Origin of the sequence: Hymenobacter taeanensis (assembly GCF_013137895.1) — a bacterium.
Classification (GTDB): Bacteria; Bacteroidota; Bacteroidia; order Cytophagales; family Hymenobacteraceae; genus Hymenobacter; species Hymenobacter taeanensis.
Window position 1 is genome coordinate 4,440,960 of sequence record NZ_CP053538.1, and the last position, 14,518, is coordinate 4,455,477.

Consider the following 14,518-nt stretch of genomic DNA (forward strand, 5'->3'; position numbering starts at 1 on the left):
ACTCACCTACCGAGATTTACTTTGCTACTAAACTGCCGTAGCACTCAAAAGCTACCGACCCGTCACCCGAAACTCTACGCGGCGGTTGAGCTGGCGAGTAGCTTCCTGGTCGTTGCTGGCTCTGGGCTCGGTGCCACCCAGGCCTAGGCCAGTAATGCGGCCTTCAGCAATGCCATGCTGCACCAGGTAGTTTTTTACGGTGGTCACGCGCTGTTCGCTGAGTGCCACGTTTTTCTCCGCTGGCCCCACGTTATCAGTATGGCCGCGCAGCTCAATGGTCAGGTTAGGGGTATCGGTGAGTAGCTGAAGCAGGTTGCGCAAGGCCGGGTACGACGAAGCCAGCAGCCGGGCACTCCCCTGCTCGAAGCGCACCCGCTCTAGCGGCATAGTAGCCCCCACATTGAGCGGGCGGAGCAGCACATCTTGCACGTACGGGCCGCGCAAGGCCGTGTACGTACTATCGAGTGGTGCGTAGCCCGCCACTTGCACGTGCGCAGCGGTGGCGCGGCCGGGCTCTACCGAAACGGAAAACTTGCCATCTGCTTGGAGTGGCACGGTGGTTTCGGCACCGGCCTGCCCCAAACGGAGGCTGGCCTGAGGCAGAGGCAGCAACGTAGCGGCATCCAGCAGTCGCCCGCGCCACGTACCACTGGTAGGAACGGCCAGCACCACGGGAGCCTGCGGGCGAGGAAATACGGGTTTGGCCTGTTTCAGGCGAAAGGTGTTGCAACCCGCCAGATCAGTGTAGATACCCCGGCGCACCACCTCAGCCTGGCCACTGCTCAACTCCACTCGATACAGTGATTGGGGGCCCGCCAGGTATAAGCGCCGCTGACCATCGTCATCATCGTGAAACAGTAGGTCGCTGTAGCCGCCGCGCTCGGGTAGGCCAGTCAGAGCGGTCAGGGCCGGGGCGGGCTGCTGTGTTTCGAGGTTGATGCTCATCAGGGAGCCATCGGTACTGTACACTTGGTACAACGTGTGAGCCTCACCCAGACAAAAGTTACCGTGCGAGCCGGCTCCCTTAAAGCCAATGGTTGCGTAGTACGGTGCCTTCCGTTGCGGGTCAGTGGTCCAGACCACCGTCACGGCCCCACTGGCGGGGTCAATTTTAACCAGCTGCGCGGCGTCGGAGGTCATAAAGTACAGCTGGCCCTGCTCATCCGTAGCCGCCGATATCCAGGCATTTTCGGGGCCCTGAGCGGGTAGCTGCCAGGTGGTGTACTCCCCCTGCCTCGTTTTTGGGTTATAACGGTACACCAGCTCCGGCCTGTTGGTGGGCGCTTTGGTAACCGAATACAAGCAGTTATCAAAGCCCTTCGCCAAGGCGTATGACTGAAACGGCAGCACCTGCTGGTGCACTTTTGGGCGCCCCGAAAAATCAGAGCCGGTAAACTCATGAATGGTCCGGCAATCATCTTCCCAAAGATCATTGTGCACGCGCAGAGCCGCAATGCCATATATCTTATCGTCGCACTGCGGAATTCTGAAAGTTGTGGGGGCAGGCAGGGGCGGCGCTAAAGGAGCCGGGCGGGGCTTGAAGCTGAACGACTCCAGCAGCTGCTCACCTTCATCCCGGAACCGGGCATCCTGCCGGATAGCCGCGCTGTATTCCAGTTGCCATTCGGTAGTGTCGCGCCAGAGGCGGCGGCCCAGTACCCGAATGCGAGACGCCGAAGCTGTCTCACCAGCGTACGTATAGTGGTATCTTACCTCAAGGTGGTTGCCCGTATATTGGTGCTTTACATAAAGCACGCGCACCTGGGGTAGCTGCAGAATAGTCTGCCACAGGGCATCCTGCTGGTTCTGGGCAAACGCAGCGCTTTGTTGAGGTGGCCTAGCGAACAAAGGCCGCTGCCCAAGCGTTACAACGGCCTGCTTAGGTGCCACTCCAGTAGTAAACAGCATCTCGCCAGTGGGGCGGGGTTGGCGCTGCCAGGTAGCCAGATAAATGAGCTGGTATTGTCCCGCTGAGTCGGCGTAAACCCGTCCGGGCACCAGCCCCTGCGCGTGGAGCTGCAGCCAGCAAAGCGTTAGGGCCAGCGTTAGCAACACCTTCATGAGCAAACCAGTCAGCAATGATATGCCCTAAAGATAAATAACCCGCCGCACCTTCCGGACTCTTAGCCGTTTATTTACCACCTAAAGTTTACGCTCCGGCGGTAGCCCCCAGCTCAAACACTGCTAGCTGAGAGGGCGCACCCACCTCCGCAGCTTCGGGCCCCAGGGGTACCACGCGTACGGTGTACCCGTGGCGCGCAGCTACACCGGCAGCCCACGCCGCAAACTGGGCACGCGTCCACTCAAAGCGGTGGTCAGCGTGGCGAAACTCACCGGCGGAAAGGGTTTCGTAGCGTTGATTATAGTCGGCGTTGGGGGTAGTAACAAGCACGGCGCCGGGGCGGGCCCGGGCAAAAACCACCTGCTCGAACGCGGTCAGCCGGCCTTCATCCAAGTGCTCAATTACTTCTACTACGGCCGCCGCATCATAACCCGCCAGGCGTGGGTCGTGGTACAGCAAAGAACCTTGGGTGAGCGTAAGCCGCTCACGCTGGCGCGGGGGCATCTCGGCTACGTGCAGCCGCTGCTGCGCCCGCTCCAGCTCCCGCCACGACACGTCCAGGGCCAGGATGTGCTCAACCTGCGGAATCTTGAGCAGGCGGCGCACCAACTTGCCTTCGCCGCAGCCCAAGTCCAGCACGCGCTTGGCTCCGAGCCGGCTGATTTCTTCCGCTACGCGGTCCAGGCGGATGTCGTGCAGGTTCTGCTTTTCTCTGGTTGGCTGCGCACCTGGCTGATCTGCCGGTTCTGTTCCTGCGAATAGATCAACAGAACTTGCCCCCGTCAGACCCAGGCTGCCCGGTACTTCATCGGAAGGGGCTTCCTCTTCTCCCAGCAGGCGCTCGAGCGTGGGGTTCACGTACTCGGCAAAGCGCAGGTAGCGGCGCGTGATAAACTCCCGCTCTGGGTGCTGGGGCAGCCACTCGCCTCCTCTGTGCAGCAGCTTTTCGACTTCTGCCTCGTTAATCCAGTAATGCTTGTTGTTGTCGAGAACAGGAATCAGCACGTAGAGGTGGGTTAGCGAATCACGCAGGCGGATACCCGGGTGGCGCAGCCGCAACGTGAAGTAGCGGCTGTTGCCCCACTCCGGTACGGTTGGGTCCAGCGGGTGGGCCTCGGTTTCTACCGTGTACCCCAGCGGCTGAAACAGGCGCTCCAGCTGTTCTGCAGTAGCCGCCGGCATTACGGCCACGGTTGCTTCAAGCGGAAGCAGCACCTCCGGCAGCTCAGGCCGGTCCTTACAGGTGCCGTTCATAGCTGTGTTAAAGGCCTTAGCTAGGGCCGAGCTCAGGAAGGAGGAAGCCACGTAGGGCCGGTCGTTCACGTATTGCTCCAGCGCGAAGCCATCACCGGCAGGGCCGCGCTGGTTCCGTACGAGCGCTATGGGGTCTATGTCGAGTAGGAGCGCCGCGGTGCAGCGCTCGGGGGTAGCTTCAGGATAGAAAATGTGGGCCTGCCCGGCAGTTATTTCCAGCGTTTGAAGCCGGGCAGGATTCTTATGCAGCAGAAAGCCCAAGTCGGTGGCGGGCTGATGGGTAGTGGTAATGGTAAGCAGCATCGGCAGGATAGCAACGCAAAATAGAATACAGCGCCTGCTACTTAGCATACCAGGCAGGAGCAAGTTACAGGAATGCGCGTTGTTCACGCTTCATGAGAACAGCCTAAAGCAGACCTGCCTGCTACTAACATTCGCGTAATCATCCCGTCACTCGTGCTTAACCATTTGGACACTGCTTCATAACCAGCCGTAAATCATGCGGTAACACGGTCGAAATACTTTTGGGCATCCTTCCAAATCCTCTTTTTGCCCCTTACCTCTACCCGTGTTTATGAACACTCCTACTCTCTCGCTGCGCCTGTTCCTGGGCCTGACTTTCACTACTGGCCTGGCAGCCTGCTCCAATGATAACGATACTACTAGCCCAGCCGAGACCCCTAGCACAGTCAAACTCGACAACTACTCAGTCACCCCGGTACTGGCCAAAACGCAGGCAGGGTTTGAGGGCGTGAAGATGTACTCGCTCATCAGCTCTGATGATAAACTGGCCGCCTCACCAGACTTCATGTTCGGCGGCTCAGCCGACGGGGCCGGTTTGCTGCGCGACCCCGATGGTAAGGGCTTTACCATGCTCGTAAACAACGAGGATAACATGGCCATTTCCCGGCTTCACTTTGATGAAACCTTACGCCCCGTGCGCGGCGAGTATGTACTGAACTCCGATGGGGGCCGTTGGCGCCTGTGCTCCGCTACACTGGTTACGCCCGCTGAGCACGGCTTCGGTCCTTACTTCCTGAGCGCCGGCGAAAGCGCAGTAGATGCTCAGACCCATTTAATTCAACCCTTCGCTGATAACAATACCCAAAGCACGCCTAAAGGTGTTAAGGGGTTGGGCTATTGGAGCGCTGAAAACGCAGTGCCTTTACCCAAAACAGCTTATGCGAACAAAACGGTGGTGCTCACGGGCGAGGATGCTTCAGATGCTACGGGTGGGCAGGTAGCGCTCTACGTGAGCAACGCAGTGGGCGACCTCGACGGTGGGCAGCAGTATATGCTCCGCCGCAAAGATCTTAACCAGCGCGAAAAAGACATGGTGGTAGGCCAGAAGTATGAGGTAGAATTTGCGACCATCCCGGATCATAAGAACCTCACGGGAAGCCAGATGCAGGCTCAGGTAGACCCACTCAAGGCCATTAAGTTTGGGCGGGTTGAGGACCTTGACTACCGCAAAGGTAGCGGAGCGAATGGCCGTGAGGTGTACTTCAATGTGACTGGCCAAGACTTTACGGGCGTAAATGCCGACCAGAGCCGCACCAAATGGGGACGCACCTACCGCCTGCTGCTCAATGAGCAAAACCCGTTGCAAGGCACGCTGGAAGTCATTCTGGATGGGGACGACCGTACCGGCAAGGCCAAGGACTTTCAGAATCCTGACAACATTTGCGTAACCCAGAACTACGTCTACATCCAGGAAGACTCAAACGGATACGGCGCTGAAACGCACGATGCCTACCTCTACCAATACAACATTGCCACGGGTGAGCTCAAAAAGGTGCTGGAACTAGACCACCGCCGCACCGAAACTGATAAGGACAAGTACAACGTGACCGGTAACACCTATACGCCGGCTACCTCCTCAAAAGGCAGCTGGGAGTACGGCGCCCTAGTAGATGTATCGGATGTAGTAGGTCAGCCAAATACGTTTACGCTGTGCATTCAGCCCCACTCCTGGCGCGCCCAGAAGTACAAGGACGGCGGTGCCAAGCCTAACAATGGCAACGATCAGGCCAGCCAAGTGGTAGTCCTGAGTGGCCTACCCCGTTAGTTTATCCACCCGATTTTGAGGCTTACAGTCGTAAGCTGTTAGCGCACCCAATGTGTAATAAAAGCCCTGCTTCTCCCCCCAGGAGCAGGGCTTTTCATAACTACAGCAACTTCGCTTAAGAGGAGGCCCTGTGCTTTTAATAAAACTCAAATCATTTACCCAAATGATAATGCAGTCGTTAAAACATTTGGTAAAATAATGATTCACAATGCATAAGCCTCATATTAAATTTTCTATTCCCCTAGCTCTTTTTAGCCTTGCCGTTACTTGGGTAAGCTGTCAACGCCCCTCTCCTAGCCTTGTACAAGCTCCGCCGACGAGCCCCGCTGCGCAAGCAATGCAACAGTATCAGCATGACCTCACGCAACTAGACTCTGCAGTAGCTCTGTTGAACCGAGCCGTTGCGCAAAAGCAACCGATGGAAAAACAGCGGGGGGCTTTTCTGGCCGCTCGGCGCGCCTGGAAACGCACGGAAATGCTGGCGGAATATTATAGCCCTTCCACAGCTAAGCTTCTTAATGGACCGGCCCTGGGTGAGGTAGAGGAATTTGACCAGCAGCAACGCGTGCACGCACCGGAGGGCCTGCAAGTCCTGGAAACCTACTTTTACCCCAAGGCCTATCCCCCCGGGCAACAAGGGCAAGTGCTGGAGCAGCTAGCTTTTGTGCGTAGTAGCCTACTGAGCCTACATCACGCCGCCGAAACGATTTCAACCACCGATAAGCATCTCTTCGATGCGGCTCGACTGGAAGTATTCAGAGTAATGACCCTGGGTATTTCGGGGTTTGACACGCCAGCCTCACCGGGTACCGTGCCAGAAGCCGCTGAAGCCTTGGCCGCAGTGCAGGCCACCCTGGCCCCCTACCGGCCGCAACTGCTGGCGCGGCAGCCCCACCTCGCCACCCGCCTCGACAGCACCTTTCGCGCCATTCAGACATTTCTAGGCCACCACCCCGATGCGGCAAATTTTGACCGGCTCCGGTTTTTGGTGGCCTATGCCAACCCGCTCAGCCAGCAGCTCTGGGCGGCGCAACAGGCTCTCGGCATTCCGGCCTTCAAGGAGGTGCGCGCCCTTCGGCCTGATGCGGCGTCCTTATTTCAAGCAGATGCGTTTGAAGTTGCTGCTTTCGCTGCCAACACCACTGCACGCCCCACCCAGCAACAAATTAACCTGGGCCGGCAGCTGTTTTTTGATCCGGTGCTTTCCGGCAACGGCAGCAGGAGTTGTGCCAGCTGCCACCACCCCACGCGGGCTTTCACCGATGGGCAGGCCAAGAGTGTGGCTTTTGGAGGGCGCGGTCAGGTAGCCCGGAATGCTCCCACGCTGTTAAACGCCGCGCTGCAGCGCAATCAGTTTCATGATGGCCGCGTAAGCTTCTTAGAGGATCAGGCCGCCGCTGTAGTAGCTAACCCTACCGAAATGCATGGCTCGTTAGCGGTTGTGGCGCGGCTGCTAACGCGTAATTCAAACTACCGCAGGGCATTTGCGGCTGCCTTTGCCGCGGCGCCCGATTCGGGGGTGCAGGAGGACCAAGTAAAATCGGCGCTGGCCGCCTATCTCCGTTCCCTTATCAGCCTCAACTCGCCTTTTGATACGTATATGCGCGGGGAACCAGAGGCCCTTGGCGCAGCAGCTCAACGAGGAGCCAATGTATTTTTGGGTAAAGCCAAATGCGCCACCTGTCACTTCCTACCCTTGTTCAATGGTACAGTACCACCTGGCTTCGAACGCTCTGAAGCGGAAGTGCTGGGCACTCCTGCTCAAGCCAGCCTCCACCCCCGCACCCTCGATCGGGACCTGGGCCGGGGCGGGGCCACGGGCATCCGGTGGCAGCAGCATGCTTTTAAAACTCCAACGCTGCGTAATGTGGCTGTCACGGCTCCCTACATGCACAATGGGGCCTACCGCAGCCTTGAAGCAGTCGTTGACTTCTACAACCAGGGAGGAGGCGCAGCCCTGGGCCTGCGGGTGCCCAATCAAACGCTTCCCTCCGATAAGCTCCACCTCACTACTCAAGAAAAGCACGACCTGATAACCTTCCTCCAAGCCCTCACTGATACCACTGGTCTAGGCCACTCCGCACCTCGCTCACTCCCTCAATTTCCCACTGAGTTATCCTGGCTGAATCAGCGCAAAGTGGGCGGCCGATATTGAATCCTAAGGCCAAGAAACGATATGGTCTTTTGCTACAAAGCATAGTTCATCACCAAGGTTCAATGGCTTATTTAATTACAACCATATGTTAAATACAGTATAAAGCCAAACACTCAAATATCCTCTCCAGCATTATAAAGCATGCTTTTTTATATCCATTTGCATAATAATATAGCCGCTGCTTAACTGCTGTTTGCGGCAAAGCGCTTTACCCAACCTGTGTAGAGGTTATTGTTCACGCTAGCATTTTGGCTACAAAATTTACATGGTGTCCTCTGTACAATACCTGAAGTGACACTCAATCATAGTCAGTGGAAATGGATGGAGTGGCTTTAATGGAGATAGAGGAAATGCCACCACTAGACTAGCGCCTCGCCAAAATGTTTGTACTATGGCGTGGGGAAAATTTCTTTTGCCACACACACTGACTGCCTGTACTGCACTTCTAGCTTAAACTTACAACTACTTTATCCGGTGCTATCAGACACTAACCGAAACAATTCCGCATCACCCCACCCTATTTCCTATCTTTGCCTGGTCGTAAACCGACTGATCTACTGAACCGCCCATAATTGAATTATATGAAGAAATTTTTTCTCGTTTCCGCCTTATTGTTAGGCACTTTGGCCGCTTCGGCCCAATACATGCCCGGCAAGCCGCGTAAGAAGTACACGTTCCCCAAAAAGGATGAGGAAAGCCCCTACGTGCTCAATGTCACGAAGAATACCGACGAGGACGCGGAGGTAGAAGCCTGCGTTACGCGGGTAGACTACCGCCCCTATTCTGTGCTGCTCACGGAAATAAATGAGCTAAAGCGCATGAACAACTGGGCCGATACCACCTACCAGCGTCGCTTTCAGCAGCTGCCTGCTGGCGGGCAGCTCACCGTAACCATGTACCGCCGGGGGGCACAGAACGCCGACCCTGCCTACCTAAGCCTGGTAGCCAAAACCAAAGACGGTAAGGAAGTGCTGAACCTGCAGGAATTACCCGGCGGTCAGGGCCGCTTCTGGAACCGCGACCTGTACATGAGCAAGCGGGCTGTGCCATTCACTAAAACGGATGCGCCCCAGGATATTTTCCTGACCATCAACGACGCCAAGACAAAGCAAAACTTCGAATACATCATCAAGGCTGAATAGAGCACTTATCTTAATTGCCCAACTAGAAAGAGCCAGCTGTTCAAAACAGCTGGCTCTTTCTAGTTGGGCAATTAAGGGGCCTGAAGTTAGCTTGAGGGAGAGCCTTGAGTTACGGAAACTTAAACTAGGCGAGTATAGCTCCAGGCCAGTTGTTAGCCTGATCAAGCTGCACGGCTCTTTCGATGAAGCACCAGCTGTCAGAGCGAAGTAATGCCGCAGCAAGGAGGGTTTCTGTGTTGTGGCCAGAAGTAGTTTTACGCTCAGCCAAAAGGCCTACTTATCCCGTAGTTGGGCCCACTGAACTGCTATAAGGGTTTTACCATCTTCGAAGGAAGCTTTCCTAAGCTCTTCCCGACGATAGTACACGGGTTCAATCTTCTCGTTTTCCTCTGCTAGGCCTCCCCCTTGGCCACTTTGATTGCTTACTTCGGCGTAGAAGATAGTTATAACCTCAGCGCTTGTGCCGGGCGAAGGCAGCATACGAACAATCTTTTCCAGGTAATCTATATCATAGCCCAGCTCTTCCTGAACTTCGCGCCGTACAGCCTCTTCGGGCTCTTCGCCCCCGTCAACCATGCCAGCGGCTAATTCCACCAATTCCTTTTCGGGGCCCACCCGATACTGGCGCGTTAGAACGTACTGTTGGGTTTGGGTGTTAAATATAAGTGCGGCCACAGCAGTGCCCGGCTCAAAACGCTCCCGCTTCAGCGTAGTATCGCCATCCTGCACTTGCAGCTGGCTGAGTTTGTAGTGCCCGTCGTAGGCCACTTTCCGGTCGGTGATGCGCATAGCAAGTGGTGTAATTGAAGTTCTTCGAAAGAAAGTAAACGGATTTTATGCGCTCGGGTGTTTTGCTTTCTCAAGTAGTACAGGGGCTGGCGGGTTGCTTCTGCATACCCACGCATGCAAACAACCCTTCAATCATCTGATTAGTAACACGATTACCTCCTGACCTTATATTTCTCACTACCCCTCCCTACTAGGGTTGTGGCTTCCCTATAGTAGGTTTGCCGGCAGTCGGCGTAAAAAAGCCGACCTTTGCCGGCGCAATTCTTGTTTTGCCATATCTACTGCCCGTTTGGCAGCTGCTTTTTTTCTTTTTGATGTCGTTCGACGAACTAAACCTTATTGATCCTATCCTGCGTGCCTTGCACGAGGAAGGATACACCAACCCCACTCCCATTCAGGAACAAGCTATTCCGCACGTGTTGGATGGCCGCGACCTCCTCGGGGTTGCCCAAACGGGCACCGGCAAAACTGCCGCTTTCACAGTTCCTATACTTCAGGTTCTGCATCAAACGGCCCTGGTAGAGCGCCACGCTCCCGGCCGTATCCGCTGCCTTATTCTCACCCCCACTCGCGAGCTGGCCATTCAAATTGGAGAAAGCTTTGCCTCTTACGGCCGTCACTTGAAGCTGCGCCACACTGTTATTTTTGGCGGCGTAGGCCAGGCTCCGCAGGTGAATGCGCTTAAGCGCGGCGTTGATATCATCATTGCCACACCCGGGCGCCTGCTCGACCTCATGAACCAGGGCTTCATCGACCTGCGTCACTTAGAGGTATTTGTGCTCGACGAAGCCGACCGCATGCTCGACATGGGCTTCATTCACGATATCAAGCGTCTGTTGCCTAAGCTGCCCGCTTCCCGCCAGACCCTGTTTTTCTCGGCCACCATGCCGGGGCAAATTCAGGACCTAGCCGATACTATTCTGAAGCCAAACCCAGTGAAAGTGGCCGTGACACCCGTGTCCAGCACCGCTGAGAAGGTAACGCAGGCCGTGTACATGGTGGAGAAAGAGAATAAGGCGGCTCTGCTGGAGCACGTATTATCAGATAAGAACATCCGCCGGGTGCTGGTATTTACGCGCACCAAACACGGGGCCGATAAAGTGGTGAAAACGCTTGCCAAGGCTAACATTCCATCCGAGGCCATCCACGGCAACAAGTCGCAGAACCACCGCCAGCGGGCTCTGCACAACTTCAAGGCCGGTGACACACGCGTACTTGTGGCCACTGACATTGCCGCCCGCGGTATTGACGTGGAGGAGCTCACCCACGTTATTAATTACGAAATCCCGAACGAGCCCGAAACCTACGTGCACCGCATTGGCCGCACGGGTCGCGCCGGCGCCGATGGCATTGCTCTCTCCTTCTGCGAAGACGAAGAGCGTGCCTACCTGCAGGATATCCAGAAGCTCATTCGTCGGCAGATTCCGGTGGTTAATCAGCACCCCTTCGCGTCTGATAATGTGGCGCCCGTACCACTTTCTGGTGGCCCAGCTATTAAACGCCCTAAAGGCCCGGCTGGCCGCCCCCCGCGCCCTGGCCGCGAAGGTCGCCCACAAGGCCGTAGCGGCGAGCGGCCCGCCGGCCACGGTCAGCGCTCTGGTGGAGGCTCCTCTCGCCCAGCAGGCTCCAGCAGTGGCGGCCGAGCTGCCACGGCTGGGAGCAGCCAGGGCGGTGGCCAGCGGCGCCGGTCTCGCGGTGGCAACGGCGGCGCCAACCGCTAACCCCTTGTAAGAAGCCTGCAGGTCTTTTGTTCATTGCCCCATCTGCTCAAGCTGAAGCTTGAGCAGATGGGGCGATTTGTTATTATCTCCCTTTAGGCGTTAGGGCAAAGTGATACTTAGTTGGAGATGAAACAAAAGCCCCTACTTTCTCCTTATTAAGGGGTAGCGCACTGCTTCACTATACATGTATTTCTGCTTCAACAACGTTCTGATATGGCTCAAAGCACTCTTTCCGTCATTCAGGCGCTGCGCGATACTGCTCAGCGCTTAGTTGCGCAGGCTCCCTACCAATGGGGCCATATGGGCAGCTGCAACTGCGGCCATCTGGCCCAAACTATCACCAAGCTCACAAAAGGCGAGATTCACGCTCGCGCCATGCAGCGCTACGGCGACTGGGAGCGCCAGATCAATGACTATTGCCCTACTAGCGGCCTACCCATCGACGAAACTATTGATGAGATGCTGGCCCTTGGGTTCACTCGCCAAGACCTGGCTCACCTGGAGCGCCTCGCCGACCCCACCATCCTAGCCGCTATTCCCTTTGAGCGGCGTGACGCCATGCGCCACAACCAGCGTGATGATGTGGTACTGTATCTGCGCACCTGGGCCGACTTACTGGAGGCGCAGTTATTGACTACTATTCAACTTTCTGACCTAACCACGGACGCTCTACTACCGCATCCTATGATGGCTCACTAGTTGTAGAATCAACTCACTTCCCACCCGGAGCCAAAAAGCCCCGCTACACCAAGAGTAGCGGGGCTTTTTGTTGTTCTTATGTAGTTGCTTCGTGGCTAGGCCTAAGAGCAGCTACCGGTGGCCCAGGCCACTGCCATCGGGGAGAAGTTGGATGAAGCGTACTGTTGTAAGGCACAAGCACAGTTTTTTTAATCTCTAAAAACATTGCTATGGGGTTAGCAAAAAAACATCCCAACTTTATGCCACCCATCCTCCATATCCTTACGCATGTTGTTTCCTGCCAAAACAGTATTAAAGGCCGCTCTATTTCCGCTGCTATTTGCCTTATTGTCCTCTTCCTGTTCCAAAAATAATGTACCCCCGGACATGGCTCCTTTGCGTTGGAACGTAGATGGCAACGACTTTTCCTCCAGAAGTCCAAACTATACTTTACATACAGGAGGTACTATTATTGAGTTAAGTGGCAGCACACGTAATGGTGGAGAAGCAGTACAGCTATATATGCCCAAAAAAGTGGGATCCTACACAGTTGGCGCGTTCGGCAGTGGCGTTTGGGCATCTTACATATCCGATAATCTATACCAATCAGTAAGTGGTACCATAACGGTTACTTCGGCTTCTGCCACTGCTATCACAGGTACGTTTTCTTTTACCGCAGAAGGCAATTACGGTAGCACACCCATAACCAGAACAATTACCGGAGGAATATTTAATGTTCCCTTTTGATATACAACGATTACCTACCCATCAAAGAAGGGCCGGCATAAGCCGGCCCTTCTTTGATGGGTAGGTAATCGTTGTATATCAAGAGTATCGTGTTCTTACGTATCGACCCTTTCATAAATGAATAGAGCTAAAACAGCTGAGCCTGCTTAGGCCATTAGGCTGAAGCAGGCTCAGAGTTGTCGTGGTTCAAATAGTGCGTGCAGGTGGGTGGAGTTTTCGGCGCCATAAAGCATCTGCTTCACCGCATCAACTGATGAAGAACTGGTACCACCAAGTTATAACTAGTAGTCAGTTAATAGTTGACGTCGCTGCGCTGCGCCTGACGGTATCCTTCAGGGCGGTGGCTACGCTTATAGGCAGCATCGGCGTTAGGATCTTTCTCCGCGTCGGGAGCTTGCGAGCAAGACGACAGGAACAACGAGGCGCCAGCGGCGAACAGGACGAAGAGACGGAAATTTTTCATGGCCCAAAGGTAAGCACCGTCCCGAAAACGGCCAAGTACTCAAAGAGTAACTATTCTCTGAAGTAAAACTAGGTATTACCTACTCAGTTTACACATGTAACACCCGTCAAGTGTACGTGATTATTTATGCAGCCGGCATTGAGTGAAACACACCAGAGGCAGAGAAAACAACAATTCTATACATATAATTTCACCTCGAGCGCTGCAGAAGTAGCTAGTAAACTGTTTCACTGTGATGTACAGCTAGAGCTAGCTGTTTGCTGCAATATCCTTCATGTAGAGTTACTACTCTGCAATGCAAAAACACCTATCACCCTTTAACGTATTAAAATGAAATATAATTTTTTTTACAAGCATAGAAGGTTAAAAATCTTAGCACTCCCGTGTGTTGAACGCCACAAAAAATAGCATCTGCTTAAATTACATATATCCACCTAAGCACGTATCTCAACAACAACTTATTTAGTTAAAATCTTTGCTTAAACAACAACATGTTTACATCTGAAAAACAATGACTTATAAGTTTATAAAATCCCACTAACCTCAAACCATTAGCAGATTCCAGTATTGGCTTTTATTAATAAACGCCACACTATTCTGTTACGCATTTATCACCCCTATTGAGATACACCAAATACCCCGCAAACAGTCACTATCCACATACTGACAAATTGAACAGCAAGCAATTTAGCCCTTGGCTACAGAAGCTAGAAGCACTGTGGTAGCAATAGATAGACAGTCCTACGAAAGCAGAGAGATAGAAGTAAAGAATACTCCATATGGCAGCTACCCATTCGAGCTAGATAGTGCCTGCCTCGGGCTGATAATCCGTAAACGTGCCGTCGCTGTAAAAGATAACAATGCGACGGATAGCTTTTCCAGGCTCCGAAAAGGCCGCAGCTACGATTGGAGGAGAGACGGGGGAGGTAACTGCCGGATTAGGCGGTTTAACTGGCGTCGTAACCGTTGCTGACACGTCATGCGCTACTGGAGTTGCCGGCCCCCCCAAGGGCTCATGGTTTAGAGATACAGGCTCCTTTATTGATGGTGGAGCTGCTACCGGTATAGGAGCAGCTACTGGCGTCTGCACTTCCTGCGAAGCTGCGGGTTGCTTTTCAGCCACGCGTGCCGTGGTGGGCCTGCTATTGGCCTTAGAGAGGGTGCCAGGCGTACCAGCCTGTGGCTGAACAGATGGGGCATCTGTTTCCATAGGCCCTGTACCACTCAACAACCACGGGAGAGAAAGCTCCGGGTAGGCACTAATTATCTTCTGGACAACTTCTAAGCTAGGTTTATTCCGACCGCTCAGAATGTGGCTCACAATAGGCCGTGCCGTACCAATAGCATCTGCAAATTGAGTAGGAGTCAGCTGATACTTACTCAGTATTTCTCGAATACGCTCAAGCATAAGGCCTAATGTTATCTGGTTACAAATCTAG

11 protein-coding genes are annotated in these 14,518 nt (G+C 54.5%); 6 read left to right on the plus strand and 5 right to left on the minus strand.

Annotated features, from left to right (window positions below):
- Window positions 1–51: 51 nt before the first annotated feature.
- Entirely contained in the window at window positions 52–2,061 is a 2,010-nt protein-coding gene (locus HMJ29_RS20550) for an OmpA family protein (protein ID WP_244679044.1), read from the minus strand.
- Window positions 2,062–2,149: 88 nt separating this feature from the next.
- Window positions 2,150–3,619, minus strand: coding sequence for a 3' terminal RNA ribose 2'-O-methyltransferase Hen1 (locus HMJ29_RS18665; RefSeq protein ID WP_171592906.1), 1,470 nt, complete (start codon window positions 3,617–3,619; stop codon window positions 2,150–2,152).
- A gap of 271 nt (window positions 3,620–3,890) precedes the next feature.
- Here HMJ29_RS18665 and HMJ29_RS18670 point away from each other — a divergent pair, with 271 nt between their 5' ends.
- From HMJ29_RS18670 to HMJ29_RS18680, 3 genes are all read left to right on the plus strand, one after another.
- On the plus strand, window positions 3,891–5,384 hold the full coding sequence (locus HMJ29_RS18670) for a PhoX family protein (protein ID WP_216634071.1): 1,494 nt from the start codon (window positions 3,891–3,893) through the stop codon (window positions 5,382–5,384).
- Window positions 5,385–5,721: 337 nt separating this feature from the next.
- Window positions 5,722–7,539, plus strand: a complete 1,818-nt coding sequence (locus tag HMJ29_RS18675) for a cytochrome-c peroxidase (protein WP_171592907.1) — start codon at window positions 5,722–5,724, stop codon at window positions 7,537–7,539.
- Between the two features lie 581 nt (window positions 7,540–8,120).
- Complete coding sequence (locus HMJ29_RS18680; RefSeq protein ID WP_171592908.1) at window positions 8,121–8,681, plus strand: hypothetical protein; 561 nt, start codon at window positions 8,121–8,123, stop codon at window positions 8,679–8,681.
- Between the two features lie 273 nt (window positions 8,682–8,954).
- Here HMJ29_RS18680 and HMJ29_RS18685 read toward each other — a convergent pair whose 3' ends face one another.
- The gene (locus HMJ29_RS18685) at window positions 8,955–9,470 is read right to left on the minus strand and encodes an NUDIX domain-containing protein (protein ID WP_171592909.1); all 516 of its coding nucleotides are present in this window, start codon (window positions 9,468–9,470) and stop codon (window positions 8,955–8,957) included.
- Window positions 9,471–9,784: 314 nt separating this feature from the next.
- On the opposite strand from HMJ29_RS18685, the gene HMJ29_RS18690 reads away from it, so the two are divergent.
- The 3 genes from HMJ29_RS18690 (at window position 9,785) to HMJ29_RS18700 (ending at window position 12,616) form a co-directional block, all read left to right on the plus strand.
- Window positions 9,785–11,191 carry a DEAD/DEAH box helicase gene (locus tag HMJ29_RS18690; RefSeq protein ID WP_171592910.1) on the plus strand — a complete coding sequence of 469 codons (1,407 nt, stop codon included), beginning with the start codon at window positions 9,785–9,787 and terminating at the stop codon, window positions 11,189–11,191.
- Between the two features lie 213 nt (window positions 11,192–11,404).
- Entirely contained in the window at window positions 11,405–11,890 is a 486-nt protein-coding gene (locus HMJ29_RS18695; protein ID WP_171592911.1) for a hypothetical protein, read from the plus strand.
- Between the two features lie 267 nt (window positions 11,891–12,157).
- On the plus strand, window positions 12,158–12,616 hold the full coding sequence (locus HMJ29_RS18700; protein WP_171592912.1) for a DUF6252 domain-containing protein: 459 nt from the start codon (window positions 12,158–12,160) through the stop codon (window positions 12,614–12,616).
- A 292-nt stretch (window positions 12,617–12,908) separates the two neighbouring features.
- Here the strand turns inward: HMJ29_RS18700 and HMJ29_RS18705 are convergent, their stop codons facing one another.
- The gene (locus HMJ29_RS18705) at window positions 12,909–13,079 is read right to left on the minus strand and encodes a hypothetical protein (RefSeq protein WP_167855213.1); all 171 of its coding nucleotides are present in this window, start codon (window positions 13,077–13,079) and stop codon (window positions 12,909–12,911) included.
- 799 nt (window positions 13,080–13,878) lie between these two features.
- On the minus strand, window positions 13,879–14,487 hold the full coding sequence (locus HMJ29_RS20750; RefSeq protein ID WP_171592913.1) for a helix-turn-helix domain-containing protein: 609 nt from the start codon (window positions 14,485–14,487) through the stop codon (window positions 13,879–13,881).
- Window positions 14,488–14,518 lie beyond the last annotated feature (31 nt).